This window comes from Alkalilimnicola ehrlichii MLHE-1 (assembly GCF_000014785.1).
Taxonomy (GTDB): domain Bacteria; phylum Pseudomonadota; class Gammaproteobacteria; order Nitrococcales; family Halorhodospiraceae; genus Alkalilimnicola; species Alkalilimnicola ehrlichii.
Map to the genome: position 1 here is coordinate 3,103,326 of NC_008340.1, position 14,520 is coordinate 3,117,845.

Consider the following 14,520-nt stretch of genomic DNA (forward strand, 5'->3'; position numbering starts at 1 on the left):
TTATGCGCACAACCAACCACTTGGCCCTTGCCATGACCCTGCTGCTCGCCGCCGGCCCGGCCCTGGGCGATGACGGGGCAGACGGTGCGGAGCGCTACCGTGACGGCATGATCGGTCGCATTGAGGCCTATGCGGTCTACAAGATGGGGGATTACGAAGGCGCCTTCCGCCGTTTCCTCCAGATGGCCCTGGCGGGGGACCCGGCCGCCATGGAACAACTGGCCACCCTCTACGAGCGCGGCCAGGGTATGGCGGCCCCGGATCCAGTGGCGGCAGAGGCGTGGCGCGGACGGGCCCGGGAGGCCGACTGATGAACCGAACATGGATATAAAATATATTCTTTTTCCGACCAACTATACAGTCGGCGTAAAAGTCCGGTTATAGTAACCGAACAGGGATAATAAAAAGGTGCACGAAGCCGACCAAAACGCTTTACAACGCCTTTCGAAGCGGTACCGGTGCCCCACCAGAACAACAGTCACAGGGGCGACCGGCAGGAGGAGAGAATGTCATCGATTATCGCCCCGATCTCCTTGGGACGCGCCTCTGAGGGCGGATACCCCAGCCCCCTCCCGGGCGACAAGGCGCAGCGCCTCATTTCCAAGAGTTGGCAGCGTTGTCAGGCCTACGGCCTCGACCCCCGCAAAAAGCCAAAGGACGCCAACGTGCTGGAAGGCCCGCAGGTAAAGGAAGAGCGGGAGCGTCACGGCGAGCTGCTGAAAGTGGCCAACGCCGAGATGCACAGCCTTTACCAGCAGGTCTCCGGGTCCGGCTGGTCCCTGCTGCTCACGGACAACCGCGGCGTGATCCTCGACTACGTGGGAGACCCGAACCTGCGGCGTGAATTCCGTTCGGCGGGCCTGTGGCTGGGTGCCGACTGGAGTGAACGCCACGAAGGTACCAACGGCATCGGCACCGCCCTCACTGAGAGCCGCCCGGTGGCAGTACTGCGGGACCAGCACTATAAGGCGTGTCACCACGCGCTGAGCTGTTGCGGGGCCCCCATTCTGGACGCCAACGGCCAGGTGATGGCCGTCCTGGACGCCTCCACCGTGAACGGCAATCAGACGCCGGAGACCCAGAGCCACACCCTGGCACTGGTCACCCTGTCCGCCCAGTTCATCTCCAAGTGGCGGTTCCTGGAGGAATTCTCGGATGCCATCATCATCCGCTTCCACAGCCGCTGCGAATATGTCGGTCTGATCAATGACGGTGTGCTGGCGGTCTCCCGGGACGGCACCATCGTTGGTGCCGACCACAACGCCTGCGTCTTCCTGGGACTCCCCGACCGGCATCGCCTCATCGGCTGGCCCATTGACCAGGTCTTGGACATCCGTCCGGAGATCCTGGTGGAACGGGCCGAACGCCCGTACCTCCCCTACTGGGTGCTCACCACGGCCCAGGGCACCCAGTTGCACGCCCGTATCCAGCTGGGGCACACAGCAGCGGGCCGCCGGGCGGCGGAACAGCCCGCCCGCCCCGTACCGGTCCAAAGCCGCAGTGCCAGTCAACCCCGCGATCACCGCGCCACGCTCTGCACCCTGGAGGCACTCAAGGGCAATGACCCGCGCATGGCGCGCAACGTTAACCGGGCCTACCGGATCATCGATAAGGACATCCCCATCCTGTTGAACGGCGAGACCGGCACCGGCAAGGAACTGTTCGCCCGCGCCGTGCATACGGCCAGCAGCCGCAGGGACGGCCCCTTCGTTGCCGTGAACTGCGCCTCGATACCGGAGCCCCTGATCGAGAGCGAGCTGTTCGGCTACAAGGGTGGCGCCTTTACCGGCGCCGACCGCAACGGGCGCAAGGGCAAAATCCTCCAGGCCCACGGCGGCACGCTGTTCCTGGACGAGATCGGGGATATGCCGCTGGAACTGCAGGCCCGCCTGCTGCGGGTCCTGGAAGAGCGCGAGATCGTGCCCATCGGCGGTGACAAACCACAGGCGGTGGATGTCTACCTGGTCTCGGCGACTCATCACAACCTTCCGGAGCTGGTGGCCGAGGGGCGCTTTCGGGAAGACCTTTACTACCGACTCAACGGCCTCACCCTGACCCTACCCCCGTTGCGCGACCGGGCTGACTGCCAGGATGTCATTCGCTGCATCCTGCGACTGGAGAGCGATGGCCGGGTGGATATCGATCAGGCGGCGTTGGCGGTGCTGCGCAACCATCCCTGGCCCGGCAATATCCGCCAGCTACGCAACGTGCTGCGCACCGCCGTTGCGCTCAGCGATGGCGAGACGCTCACGGTGGAAGACCTGCCCGACGATGTGCTGGATGCCGCTGAGACAGCCGGCGACGACCAGGTGATAGAGGGCACCTGCACCGGCGGCGGCGACCCGTTGGCCAACGCCGAGCGCCGGGCACTCCAAGCCGCCCTGGAGCAGCACGGCGGCAACGTCAGCCGCACTGCGGAGAGCCTGGGCGTGAGCCGTAACACCCTCTACCGGAAGATGCGGCGGCACGGTCTCGGCGGCGCCCGCGGCGGCTGAGGGCTGAACGCGCCCGCGCGCCGCCGGGACCGGTAACAACGCCATCAGTGGGCGGGCTCCAACCGATAGAGCCCCCCCGACTCCTCATCCGTGAGCAGGTAGAGCCGGCCGTCCGGCCCCTGCCGCACATCCCGGATGCGCCCGAGGGTGCCGTCGAGCAGGAGCTCCTCGTGGACCACGCGGTCGCCCTCCAGCACCAGCCGGTGCAAGCGCTCCTCGGCCAGCGACCCGGCAAACAGATCGCCCTGCCAGCCCGGCACCTCATCACCGCTGTAGAAGGCGAGCCCTGAGGGGGCCATAGAGTAGTCCCAGTAGTGGACCGCCGGGGTCACGCCGGGGGCGGACCGGCCAATGCCGACCTGCTCGTCGGTGGAGTACTCGGTGCCGTAGGCCACTTGGGGCCAGCCGTAGTTGTTGCCGGGCTCGATCCGGTGGATCATGTCGCCGCCCCGGGGCCCGTGCTCGCTGGTCCAGATCTCACCGGTCTCCGGGTGGATGGCCAGGCCCTGGTTGTTGCGGTGACCGAAGGAGTAGATCTCCGGCCGCAGGTTGCCCGGCGCCATGCCCACCAGCGGGTTGTCCTCGGCGGCGCCACCATCCTCGTTGAGGCGGATCATGGACCCGGCCGGATCGGTCAGATCCTGCGAGGGGGCGCGCAGGCCGCTGTCGCCGATGGAGAAGATCACGGTGCCGTCGCCCGGAAAGACGATCCGCGAGCCGTAGTGCCGGCCCGGGGCGGTGCGGGGCATCTGCACGTACAGCGTCTCCAGGTCGGTGAGCTGGCTGCCGTCGTCGCTCAACCGCGCCCGGGCCAGGGCGGTGCCGCTGCCAAACTCGGCGTCGCCGATGACCGCGTCCGGATCCCCCGGGCTGGAATAGGTCATGTAGATCCAGCCGTTGTCCTCGTAATCGGGGTGGACCGCCAGATCGAGCAGGCCGCCCTGCCAGCTCGCCTCCAGGGCCAGACCGTCGCGCTCCTCGGGGTTCACCCGGGGGGTATTACCCACGCGGGTGATGTCATCGCCATCCACCAGCCAGAGGCGGCCGGGGCGTTCGGTGACGAGCTTGCGGCCATCGGGCAGCCAGGCCACCGCCCAGGGGTGCTCCAACCCCTCCAGCACCTGGACGACATCAAAGCGGGCCTGCTCGCTCTCGACCCCGGCGGCCACCACCTGGTCACTGCGACTGACCTCCGCCAGCGCCGACAGGCTGGTCACCAGCAAGACCGCTGGGACCGCTGCCCCGACTACGCAGCGGGCTGGGGTCGTAAGGAATGAACCAGGCTGCTGCATGGTGCCTCCTCGGGTAGACCTATTGCCGGAATGTAACGGATAGCATAGCCACCCGACACCGGTCCGACAGGACGCCGCCCTTGGGAGGGGCTCAGTCCGCGTTGGGGAAGAACAATCGCTCGCCACGCAGGGTGTAGCGGGCGATGGCGCTCTGCCCGGTCTCGGAGAGCAGCCACTCGTGCCACTGCCGGGCCCGTTCGTGGTTCAGGTGGGGATGGCGTTCGGCGCTCAGCAGCAGGGTCCCGTACGGGTTGTGCAACGCCTCATCCCCCTGGAACAGGATCTCGAGACGCTGGCGGTTATCGAAGGCGACCCAGGTGGCGCGGTCCGACAGCACATAGGCATCCATGGCGGCGGCGGTATTGAGGGTGGGCCCCATACCGCCGCCCAACGCCCGGTACCAGCGCCCGGAGGGCGCGATACCGGCCGCTTGCCACAGCCGCTGCTCCGCCCGGTGGGTACCGCTGTCGTCGCCGCGGGAGGTGAAAGGCGCGCGGGCCCCGGCGATGCGCTGCAGGGCATCGGCGATGTCGTCGGCATGGCCCACATCCGCAGGGTCGTCTGCCGGGCCGATGAGGACAAAATCGTTGTACATCACATCGCGCCGCTCGACCGCATAACCGGCCTCGACAAAGGCCCGCTCACCGACAGGGTCGTGGACCAGCAGGCTGTCCACATCACCCCGCCGGGCAAGGGCGAAGGCCTGGCCGGTGCCCACGGCGATCACCCGCACGTCGATGCCCGTCGCCTCTGAGAATTTCGGGATGATGTGCTGGAACAGGCCGGACTGCTCGGTGGAGGTGGTGGAGGCCAGGGTGATGTAATCCCGCGCCTGGGCCGTGCCCGCCAGAGTCAGCGCGGCCAGGCCGATGAGGATCCAACAAACGCTTCTGATCATCCCCTGCCCTGTCGCCACGCTGCGCCCCTCCAAGCCGGCGCCCGGTCCGACGACCGGGCGCTACCAGACCAGCTCGCCCCGGGTGAAGGCGCGCGCCTCCGGGCTCCGGGGCCGTTCGAAAAAGTCCGCGACCGGCGTACGTTCCAACAGCCGACCGCCACAGATGAAGACCACCTCATCGGCCAGACGCCGGGCCTGGCCCAAGTCGTGGGTGGTCATCACGATCCGCGTGCCCCGGCGGTCGAACCCCGCCACCGCCTCCTCCACCGCCTTGGTGGCGGCCGGATCGAGCGCGGCGGTGGGCTCGTCCAGGAACAGCACCTCCGGCTCCAACGCCCAGGCCCGCGCCAGCGCCAGGCGCTGCTGTTCGCCACCGGAGAGCACCCGCGCCGGCCGCCGCGCCAGCGGCGCCAGCCCGAACCGGGTCAGTGCGGCCATGGCCCGCTCTCGCCGTTGACGCCGGCGGTAGCCCTGCGCCGCGAGGGCAAAGGTCACGTTGGCCAGTGCCGAGCGGCGCAGCATCACCGGACGCTGGAACACCATGGCCTGCCGGCGGCGCCGCTCCTCGGCCCGGCCTCCCCGGGGGCCGCGCCAGACCAGCTCCCCCTCGGTGGGCGTCAACAGCCCGTGGCAGATGCGCATCAGCAGGCTCTTGCCGGCCCCATTCGGCCCCATGACGATGGTCTTGCCGCGCCCGCCGATCCGCAGATCGACCCCCTGGAGCAGGGGCTGCCCCCGGTGGCGAAAGCCGATGCCCTTCAACTCCAGGGGCAGCAGGGCCGACTCGACCCGCCCGGCGGACTCCGGGCCCGGCCCCGCGTCTGACACTGGCTGCAACATGTTCACGCCTCCCGCCGCTTGGCCGCCTCACTCACCAGGAAGGCGACGCCGTTCACGACCGCCACCAGGGTCAACAGGATGATGCCCAAACCCAGCGCCAGGGCGAGGTTACCCCGGCTGGTCTCCAGGGCGATGGCCGTCGTCATCACCCGGGTCACGCCGTCGATATTGCCGCCGACGATGAGCACCGCCCCGACCTCCGCGCTGGCCCGACCAAAGCCGGCCAACACCACCGTGATCAGGCTGAAGCGGGCATCCCACAACAGGGTGGGGATGGCCCGCCCCTTGGTGACCCCCAGCGACCCGAGCTGCTCGCCGTACTCCTGCCACAGGTCCTCAATCACCTGGCGGGAGAGCGCGGCGATGATGGGCAGCACCAGCACCACCTGGGCGATCACCATGGCGGTGGGGGTGAACAGCAGCCCGAACGGCCCCAACGGCCCGGCGCGGGAGAGCATCAGGTAGACCGTCAGCCCCGCCACCACCGGTGGCAGCCCCATGAAGGCGTTGAGGACCACCACGATCAGGCCCCGGCCCGGGAACCGCCAAAGCGCCACCACCGCCCCCAGGGGCAGTGCGATCAAGCTGGCGATCACCACCGCGGTCAGCGAGACCTGCAGGGAGAGGCTGACGATGCCCATCAGGGCCGGGTCAAGCCCGACGATGAGTTCCCAGGCGGTGGCGAAAGCGTTCGGCTGCATGACCAGGAAAGATAGTCGGAAAACGGCTGCACTGGGGCACACAGTCTGCCGACAACCGCTGCATCATGAAATGGAAACAGCCTTACAACGCGAATATGCAGGATAAGGGGCGGCCACCGCCGGCAGCGCGGGCGATGGCCGAAGCCGAGAGGAGAGGTGGATCAAGGGCGGGCGGGGGCCGTCACACCGGACGCTCCTGCTTGAACCCCAGCTTGCGCAGCACCGCCATCGCCGGGCACCAGCCAGAGAATGCGGATTGCAGCAGGTTCAGCCCGACGAAGGCGGTGAACAGCAGCCAGGCCTCGTGGTGAGCGTAGGCCAGCACCACGGTGAGCAGCACGAAGAAGCCGGCGAGCATGCGAAGTCCAGCGTTTACGGTCATCGGTCATATCTCCCTAATCATCAGTCTCAGGAACGGCGCATCGGTTCAGAACCGGAAGCGCACGCGGGCATAGAGATTGGAATCCCGCTTGAACTGCCCGTAGAACGTATGGCGGTCCTTGCCGCCAAAGAGGTTGCCGCCGAAGGTGTAGGTAACGGCATCCGAGGCGCGGTAGCGGACGCTCGGACGCAGGTAGTAATCCTCGTCGGCGGGCGAGAGGTAGCTGAACAGCGACCAGATCAGATCGTCGCGCCACATGGAATAGGTCAGCCGGACGGTGACGACATCCCGGTAGGCCTCCGGCAGGTAGTCCTCGTCGGCCATCCAGCGCGCCTTCAGTTCATCGTGGTCCTGCAGCCGTTCGGCGTAGTACTGCAGGCCCAGATCGAGGTTGGCGATCAGCTCCCGGGTGTACCCCAGGAGAAACCGCACCTGGGAGTTGGGCACCCACGGTGCTGCCTTGCCGTCGCGGTTATCCACCGAGTCGTAGTAACCGATCTCGGCATTACCGATACCGCCGGCCACCGGGGCCCGCACACTGGCGCCGTAGGCGTTCAGCCGGGCGTGGGTGAGACGCGGCTGGTCCGCGGTGCCGATCTGCTCGCTGGGCTGAGGGAAAAAGCCGCGGTAGAGATAACCGGCCAGCTCCACCCCACCGACCCGCCGGGAGAGGCGGGCGGCCAGCTCGCCATCGTCCGGGAAGTCGTCCGGGGCAGTGGCGGGCAGCGACTCGGCGGTGCGCGCCCCGGTGGCGGGATCGAAGTAGGACAGGCGATCGCCGTCGACGAAGCGGTCCGGCTCGAACACCGGGGTCCAGACCACGTCCAGGGTGACGGCGTCGCCGTACCAGGTCCCGCGCAGGGCATCGGAGGGGGCCTGCAGGTAGTCCTCGTCGCGGCCGGTCAGGAAGGATTCGAAGTCCTTGGGGAACAGATCGTTGACGAAGAGCAGGTCCCCCGTGCCCCAGGAGAGGATCTGCCGCCCGGCCCGGACATCCAGCCGGTCGCCGACGGGGAAGCTGACCCGGGCCTCGCGCAGCTCACCGCGCAACTCTTCGTCGACGCCGTCGGCCACCCCGTCGGCACGCACCCGGAAGCGGTAACGGCGCCAGTCGCCGCGCATGTCCAACTGCAGGCGGGCCTCGGCCAGGTTGTAGTCCTTGTCGGTGACCCGGTTGTTGCGGATGTGATGCCCCCCGGCGGCCTCGAAAAAGCCTTCGAGGTCGAAGGGCAGCCCGCTCTCCTCCTCCCAAGGGTCGTCCTCCCAGGGGTCATCGTCCCAGGACTCCTCCCCCCAGGCGTCGTCCTCCCACAGGTCGTCGCCCTGGGCGAGCGCCACCGGCGACCCCACGCCGAGCAGGACCGACAGCGCAACCGCGGCGATGGGCGCCGCCGCCCTGACCGTCTGATGGCCCGGCATGGCGATCACCTCCCGCGCAACCAGTCCCGCGGCGGATTACGCAGGCTGCGCTCGCTGAACACCGCGGCCGGGATCCCCAGATCGTATTCCACGCCCCGGAACTGCACCAGGGTGTGCCCGCCGCTCTCCAGGTCGTCCACCCGCATGCGCATGGCGGTGGGATAACCATCCACCTCCCGGATGTCGGTGCTGGCGATACGCCGGTACACCTCGCCATCCTGATCCTCGTACTCGATCCGCACCGGCAGGTCGGTGGCCCGGTCGATCCAGGTGGTGTAGGCGGCGAACTCCACCGAGCCGGGGTCCCGGGGAGTGGAACGCAGCACGTAGTACTCGTCGGTGACCTCCTGCAGGGTGTGCTCGTCGTCCTCGAGATGCCGCCCGGAGACATCCTCGTAGAAGACGTGCGAGCCGACGAAGCTGGTGCGCTTGTCGCCGGGTGCGATGCGCCGCACCAGGTCCATGTCCGGCAGATAGAGCCAGCGATCGTCATCGGCCCCCGGGTGCTTTTCCACCAGGAAGACCACGTTGCGGTACTCTGAGGGCCGGCTGAAGACCACCAGGTAGTGCTGCTCACCCCCCGCCTCCACGTCGCGGCGCAGGATGGTGAACTGGCGGGTCTGCTCCCGGCCCCGGCCATCGACAATGAGCATGCGGGCCTCGGTACGGCCGTCATTGCCGGCGTAGTAAGAGGCGTTGTTGGCCCGCTCCACGATCTCGGCGGCGGTGGGCGGCTCGTCGGCGTGGCCGGCGAGCGGCAGCGCAAAGAGGGCCAGGGCCAGCGCGGCGGCGCGCAGCCGTCCCACCACCGGGGCCAACCGGGGCCGGCGCAGGCAGTGAACAGGAACAATGTGGCTCATAACGGGACCTCCCATAGCGAGTGTCAGGCCCCCCGCCCCGTGGCGCGCGGAAAGAGCACGGGGTGGGCGTAGGCGATCAGGGCCGGTAGGGCGAACAGGGTGACCACCGCAGAGGCGGCCATGATGCTGGCCAGGAAGATACCCACCGTGACGTAGGGCATCAGCGGCGCGGCCAGCAACGGCAGGAAGCCGACGGCGATGACCACGGCGTTGCGGGTGATGGCGCAGGCGGGCTCCTGGAAGACCCGGTCCAACGCCAGGCGCCAATCGCCCACCTCGTCCAGGGCCATGCGGCAGCGCTGGATGAAGTGGATGGCGAAGTCCACCGACAACCCGATGGACAGCGAGGACAGCACCGCCACGGGCATGTCGTAATCCTTGCCGACCAACCCCATGACGCCGTAGATGGCGGCGATGGTGACCGTGAGCGGCAGCATCGCCAGCGCCCCCACGGTGATGGAGCGGAACAGGCCGATCATCATCAGGAGCACGACGACGAAGGCGGAGAGCAGGGCGAGGAGCATGCCGGCCACCATCTCCCCCTGCCAGACCAGGTTGATATAGGTGGCGCCGGCCCAGTCCCACTCCACCCCCTCGGGCGGCGGATTGTCCGCGATAAAGGCATCCACGGCCTCCAGCACCCGCCCCATGTCCTGGTTGTCGCCGCTGGGGAGCTGCAGCCAGATATTGGCCTCGGTGAAATCCGGGGTCACGAAACGCCAAAGATCGTGCGGGCGGTGCGAGCTCTGGAAGCTCAGCAGCGCCTGCGAGACGCCACCGGCGCTCGCCGGCAGCCGGTAGTCCTCCGGCTCACCGCTGACCAGCTCACGGTTGATGGTCTTCACCAGGTCCGCCAACGAACCGGCCTTGCCGATGTGGCCGCCGGCCTCCAGGTGGGCCTGCAACGCCGCCATCCAGGCCAGATGCCCGGGCTTCTGGAAGGCGCGGCTGTCCGTTCGGGCCGCCTCCACGAGGTCGAGCAGCCGCTCCCAATGGACCGCCTCGTCCAGGTCCACCGTGAACAGCAGGTCGTCGATCTCCACCGCCAGGCGCTCCAACCGGTCCCCCAGCGGGGCCTCGCCCCGGTGGGCCGCCCACAGCGCCTGCCAGCGGTCGCTGATGCCGAAGCCCTCGGCCTCCGCCTCATCGACAATCGCCTCAGCGCGGGTGCGCAGCTCGCTCTCCAGTGCGTCCTGGCCGGTCTGGCGAAGGCGCAGGTAGGCCTCGTAGGTGCCGGAGAAACGCTCGTTGAGCACGCTATCGGCGATCCGGATGTCGTGGCTGGACTTGAACCAGCGGGTGGGGTTGTCATTGATCTGGATCTGAGAGATGCCGTAGACGGCCACCACCACCAGCACCGCCAAGCCCCCGAGGACGAATCCACGGTGGCGGACGGCCTGGCGACCACCGGCCTGCAGCACGTGGCACAGCCTGGCGGTGCTGCCCGCCTCGCCATCCTGGGCCGTGCGCGTGGACATCCTGTCCAGGGCACGGCGCGGCAGCGCGGCGGTGTAGGCCGGGATGAAGGTCAGGGTCAAGACCAGCGCCACCAGCACCCCGAAGGAGATGAAACCGCCGAATACCTGCACCGGCGGGATGGGGGTGAACAGCAGCGAGGCGAAGCCGACGCCGGTGGTCAGGGCGGTGAACAGCACGGGCTTGAACAGCCGGTCCATGACCCCGCGCATCACCGCCCGCGGGTCGTCACCGGGCCGGTAGCGGTCGGCGAAGTTGGAGAGCACGTGGACCGAGGCGACCACCGCAATCGGCATCAGGAAGATCGGGATCATGGAGCTCATGATGTGCACGGTGAAGCCCGTGCCGATCAGCAGCCCCATGGTGGAGATCACCGTGGCCATGGCCAGCAGCATGGGGGCCACCACCATGGGCACGCTGCGGAAGAAGTAGAGCATCACCAGGAAGATGATCAGCCCCGCCAGCGGCGCGGAAATGGCCATCTGCTGGAACATCTCCACACCGAAGGTATCCTGCGCCACCGGCTGCCCGGTGATATGGAAGGCGTCATCCACCCCCAGCCCGTCGATCACGGCGCGGATCTCCTGAGCGATCCGGTGGCTCTGGTCCTTGCTTTCCACCGGCACGAAGATCGCCGCCGCCGTGCCGTCTTCCGAGGCGAGCGTGCCCTGATACATGGGCAACCGGGCCACTGCGGTGCGGATGCGCTCCGCCTCTGCCGGGGTGGCCGGCGGCGCGGGGATCAGCCAATCGTAGTCGATGGTGCCGGGAGCGGCCTGCTCCACATTGTCCACCGCCGCCATGGAGAGCAGATCACGGCTCACCACCCCGTCGATCTGCTCGATGGCGCGGGTCAGGTGGTAGTGGGCGGCCAGCGACTCGGGGTTGAAGACGCCGTCGGCGTGGACGTCGTTCACCTGGCCGACGACGATCATGTCGTGGAGGTTGAACTGGGTCTGGACCTGATTGTGGAGCACCCGGTCCGGCTGGTCCGCCGGCAGCATGTTCTCGGGATCGGTGTCGATCTGGATGCGCGGAATCATTGCACCCAGGACCACCACCATCAGCACCATGGCGGCGAAGATCCACCGGCGGTGGTCCATACACCAGTCCGTCAGCCGTGCACCCATTCAGATCCTCCCATTGCTTTCGCTTGCCGACGGCCCAAAGCGGGCGCGAGTGACATCCGCACAGGCAGAGTCCTGCCAGGCGCCCGGAATTTATATCACGTTTCTCTAATATATAATAGGGATCGCCCCCCTGCCACACCGACAACGCCGCCTCAGCACGCTATCATCGGGCCTGTCCACGCCGGCATAGTGACGACCGACATGACCTCCAACGGCCTGCCTACCCACCCGCGCTATCTGACCACCGATGAGGTGGCGGCGTACCTCCGCCTCAAACCGCGCAAGGTTTACGACCTGGTCCGCCAGGGGCTCATCCCCAGCACCAAGGTGACCGGGAAACTGCTGTTCCCGCGCGAGGTCATCGACCTGTGGATCATGAACCACCTGGAAGGGGATCAACGCAGCACCCGGCCGGCGCCACCGGTGCTGGCCGGCAGCCAGGATCCGCTGCTGGATTGGGCCCTGCGCGAGTCCCGCACCGGCCTGGCCACCCTCTGCCGGGGCAGCGCCGATGGGGTACGGCGCCTGTTAGAAGGCGAAGCGATGGCGGCCGGCATGCACATCCTCGATCCGGAGAGCGGCGACTACAATGTACCGGCCCGCCTGGGCCTGGGCGGTATGCGCGATCTGGTGATCATTCGCTGGGCACGCCGCCGTCAGGGGTTACTGCTGGCCCCGGGTAACCCCAAGGGTATCCATGCGCTCGCCGATCTGATCCGGCCGGGGCTGCGCATCGCCCACCGGCAATCGGAGGCCGGCGCCGATACCCTATTCCGGTGGCTGCTGGACCAGGCCGGTATCGACCGCGCCCGGCTGAATCTCACCCAGCACCCGGCCCTGTCCGAGGATGATCTGGCGCTGTCGGTGCGCCAGGGGGAGGCCGACACCGGCGTGGCGGTGGAGGCCGCGGCCCGACGGCACGGCCTGGATTTCCTCCCGCTGCACTGGGAGTGCTTCGACCTGGCCATGCGCCGACGCAGCTACTTTGAACCGCCGGTTCAGGCATTGGTGCGCTTCGCGGGCGACCCGCGGCTGCAGGCCCATGCAGACGAGATGCAGGGCTACGACCTGAGCGACCTCGGCCGTGTCGTTTTCAATGCCTGAACCGCGCGACCGGGTGGCTAGAAAGGAATATCGTCCTCAAAGGCGCCCGCATCGTCACCCATGTTGTCCTGCCGGCCGCCCCGGTCATCCGCCGGCCGCCCGCGGGACTGCCCGCCGCCGGAGCCACCCATGTCACCCGCGCCGCCCCGGCTGTCCAGCATCTGCATATCGTTGGCGACAATCTCTGTGGTGTAGCGGTCCTGGCCGTCCTGGCCCTGCCACTTGCGGGTCTGCAGCCGGCCCTCGATGTAGACCTTCGAGCCCTTGCGCAGGTACTCACCGGCGATTTCGGCGAGCTTGCCGAAGAAGACGATGCGGTGCCACTCGGTGCGCTCCTGTTGCTCACCCGACTGCTTGTCGCGCCAGGTGTCGGTGGTGGCCAGGCGGACATTGGTGACCGCACTGCCGTTGGCGGTGTAGCGCACCTCCGGGTCCACGCCCAGGTTGCCGATAAGGATGACTTTATTGACGCCTCGTGCCATGACTGCTTACTCCTGAAGATGATGACCGGCGGGGTGCCGGGTGGTTAACGTCCCTGTTGAGCCCTTCTCAGCGGCCCACTGCCTGGTCCGCGGGTACCCCGGCGGGTGTGATCGGCCCCGGACTGGCCTGACAATCTACCGTTTTTCCCCCGACCATTAAACCCGCCCGCTCAGCCGGAACCCTCTGAAGCGCGGGGCGTGCCCACCGGCAACGGCGCCCGCTGGCCCCGCGCCAGCAAGGCCCAGAGCGACACCATGGCAGCACACCCCAGCATCACCCCCACCGGCCCGAAGGCCCCGGCCAGGATCCCGCCGAACAGGCCGCCGGCAAAGGCCCCCAGAAACTGGGCCGAGGCATACACCCCCATGGCCGCGCCGCGGGCCTCGCCGGGCGCGAAGCGGGACACCAGCGAAGGCATCGCGGCCTCCAGTAGATTGAAGCTGACGAAGTAAAGCCATAAGGCCACCAACCAGACCGCGACCGGCGCGGCCATCAGCAGCCCCAGGCCCATCAGCCCCAGGGCCATGGCGGTAACCGCCAGCGGGATCAGCCGGTGCATGGCGCCGCGGCGCTCGGCGATGATGAGCAGCGGCAGCATGCCCGCCACCGAGGTGATCAGCAGCGGCACCCAGACCCGCCAGTGCTGGGCCGCCTCCAGTCCGAAGCGGGCCTGGATGAGCAATGGCAGGGCCACAAAGATGCCGGTGAGCGCCGCGTGCAGCACGAAGATGCCCACGTTCAGGCGCATCAGGTCCGGGTCGGTGAGGCTGCGCCGCAGGCTGCCGGAGACCGCCGACTGGGCGGGTCGCGCCGGGCGGGGCATGCGGGCGACAATCACCAGCCCCACCAGCGAGGCCCCCGCGGTGAGCCAGAACAACCCCTGCAGCCCGCCTAGGGCGGTGAGCGGGGGCGCCACCATCAGCGCCAGCAGGAAGGCCAGCCCCACGCTCATGCCGATGGCGGCAAAGGCGCGCGCCCGGTGGGTCTCGCGGGTGACATCGGCGGCCAGTGCCATCACCGCCGCGGCGATGGCCCCGCCCCCCTGCAGGGCCCGCCCCAGGATCACCCCCCAGATGCCATCCGCCGTGGCCGCCACCACGCTACCGATGGCGAATACCACCAGTCCGGCCGCAATCACCGGTTTCCGGCCCCAGCGGTCGGAGGCCATGCCCATGGGGATCTGGAGACAGGCCTGGGTGAGCCCGTAGACACCCAGAGCCAGGCCGATCAACAGCGGGGTCGCCCCCTCCAGGCCGGGGGCATAAAGGGCGAAGACCGGCAGGATCAGGAACAGGCCGAACATGCGCAGGCCAAAGACCCCGGCCAGACCCATGGCGGCACGGCGTTCGGCGGCGTTGAGCGGCGTCTTGGCGGCGGTCCGGGCAGACACAGTGGAGCGTTCCGTTGGCGGTGGACAGGCGCGATATACTAGCAGGTTCG

At 68.2% G+C, this 14,520-nt stretch carries 13 protein-coding genes; 3 read left to right on the plus strand and 10 right to left on the minus strand.

Annotation, left to right across the window (positions count from 1 at the left end):
* Window positions 1-2 precede the first annotated feature (2 nt).
* Window positions 3-311, plus strand: a complete 309-nt coding sequence (locus MLG_RS13835; RefSeq protein ID WP_011630468.1) for a hypothetical protein — start codon at window positions 3-5, stop codon at window positions 309-311.
* 195 nt (window positions 312-506) lie between these two features.
* Window positions 507-2,495, plus strand: a complete 1,989-nt coding sequence (locus tag MLG_RS13840; RefSeq protein ID WP_011630469.1) for a sigma-54-dependent Fis family transcriptional regulator — start codon at window positions 507-509, stop codon at window positions 2,493-2,495.
* 44 nt (window positions 2,496-2,539) lie between these two features.
* Here the strand turns inward: MLG_RS13840 and MLG_RS13845 are convergent, their stop codons facing one another.
* From MLG_RS13845 to MLG_RS13880, 8 genes are all read right to left on the minus strand, one after another.
* On the minus strand, window positions 2,540-3,712 hold the full coding sequence (locus MLG_RS13845; protein ID WP_232209331.1) for a PQQ-dependent sugar dehydrogenase: 1,173 nt from the start codon (window positions 3,710-3,712) through the stop codon (window positions 2,540-2,542).
* 166 nt (window positions 3,713-3,878) lie between these two features.
* Entirely contained in the window at window positions 3,879-4,685 is an 807-nt protein-coding gene (locus MLG_RS13850; protein ID WP_011630471.1) for a substrate-binding domain-containing protein, read from the minus strand.
* A gap of 60 nt (window positions 4,686-4,745) precedes the next feature.
* Entirely contained in the window at window positions 4,746-5,525 is a 780-nt protein-coding gene (locus tag MLG_RS13855; protein WP_011630472.1) for an ATP-binding cassette domain-containing protein, read from the minus strand.
* Between the two features lie 2 nt (window positions 5,526-5,527).
* Complete coding sequence (locus MLG_RS13860) at window positions 5,528-6,226, minus strand: ABC transporter permease (RefSeq protein ID WP_011630473.1); 699 nt, start codon at window positions 6,224-6,226, stop codon at window positions 5,528-5,530.
* Window positions 6,227-6,407: 181 nt separating this feature from the next.
* Window positions 6,408-6,608 carry a YgaP family membrane protein gene (locus MLG_RS13865; RefSeq protein ID WP_011630474.1) on the minus strand — a complete coding sequence of 67 codons (201 nt, stop codon included), beginning with the start codon at window positions 6,606-6,608 and terminating at the stop codon, window positions 6,408-6,410.
* Window positions 6,609-6,653: 45 nt separating this feature from the next.
* The gene (locus MLG_RS13870) at window positions 6,654-8,027 is read right to left on the minus strand and encodes a DUF1302 domain-containing protein (protein WP_011630475.1); all 1,374 of its coding nucleotides are present in this window, start codon (window positions 8,025-8,027) and stop codon (window positions 6,654-6,656) included.
* 5 nt (window positions 8,028-8,032) lie between these two features.
* A complete protein-coding gene (locus MLG_RS13875; RefSeq protein ID WP_011630476.1) occupies window positions 8,033-8,887 on the minus strand; it encodes an outer membrane lipoprotein-sorting protein in 855 nt (284 codons plus the stop codon).
* A 23-nt stretch (window positions 8,888-8,910) separates the two neighbouring features.
* Window positions 8,911-11,493 carry an efflux RND transporter permease subunit gene (locus MLG_RS13880; RefSeq protein ID WP_011630477.1) on the minus strand — a complete coding sequence of 861 codons (2,583 nt, stop codon included), beginning with the start codon at window positions 11,491-11,493 and terminating at the stop codon, window positions 8,911-8,913.
* A gap of 201 nt (window positions 11,494-11,694) precedes the next feature.
* Between MLG_RS13880 and MLG_RS13885 the strand changes: the two genes are divergently transcribed.
* Window positions 11,695-12,597, plus strand: coding sequence for a helix-turn-helix transcriptional regulator (locus MLG_RS13885; protein WP_011630478.1), 903 nt, complete (start codon window positions 11,695-11,697; stop codon window positions 12,595-12,597).
* 17 nt (window positions 12,598-12,614) lie between these two features.
* Here the strand turns inward: MLG_RS13885 and ssb are convergent, their stop codons facing one another.
* On the minus strand, window positions 12,615-13,079 hold the full coding sequence (gene ssb, locus MLG_RS13890) for a single-stranded DNA-binding protein (RefSeq protein WP_011630479.1): 465 nt from the start codon (window positions 13,077-13,079) through the stop codon (window positions 12,615-12,617).
* Window positions 13,080-13,249: 170 nt separating this feature from the next.
* Entirely contained in the window at window positions 13,250-14,470 is a 1,221-nt protein-coding gene (locus MLG_RS13895) for an MFS transporter (RefSeq protein ID WP_011630480.1), read from the minus strand.
* Between the last annotated feature and the right edge of the window lie 50 nt (window positions 14,471-14,520).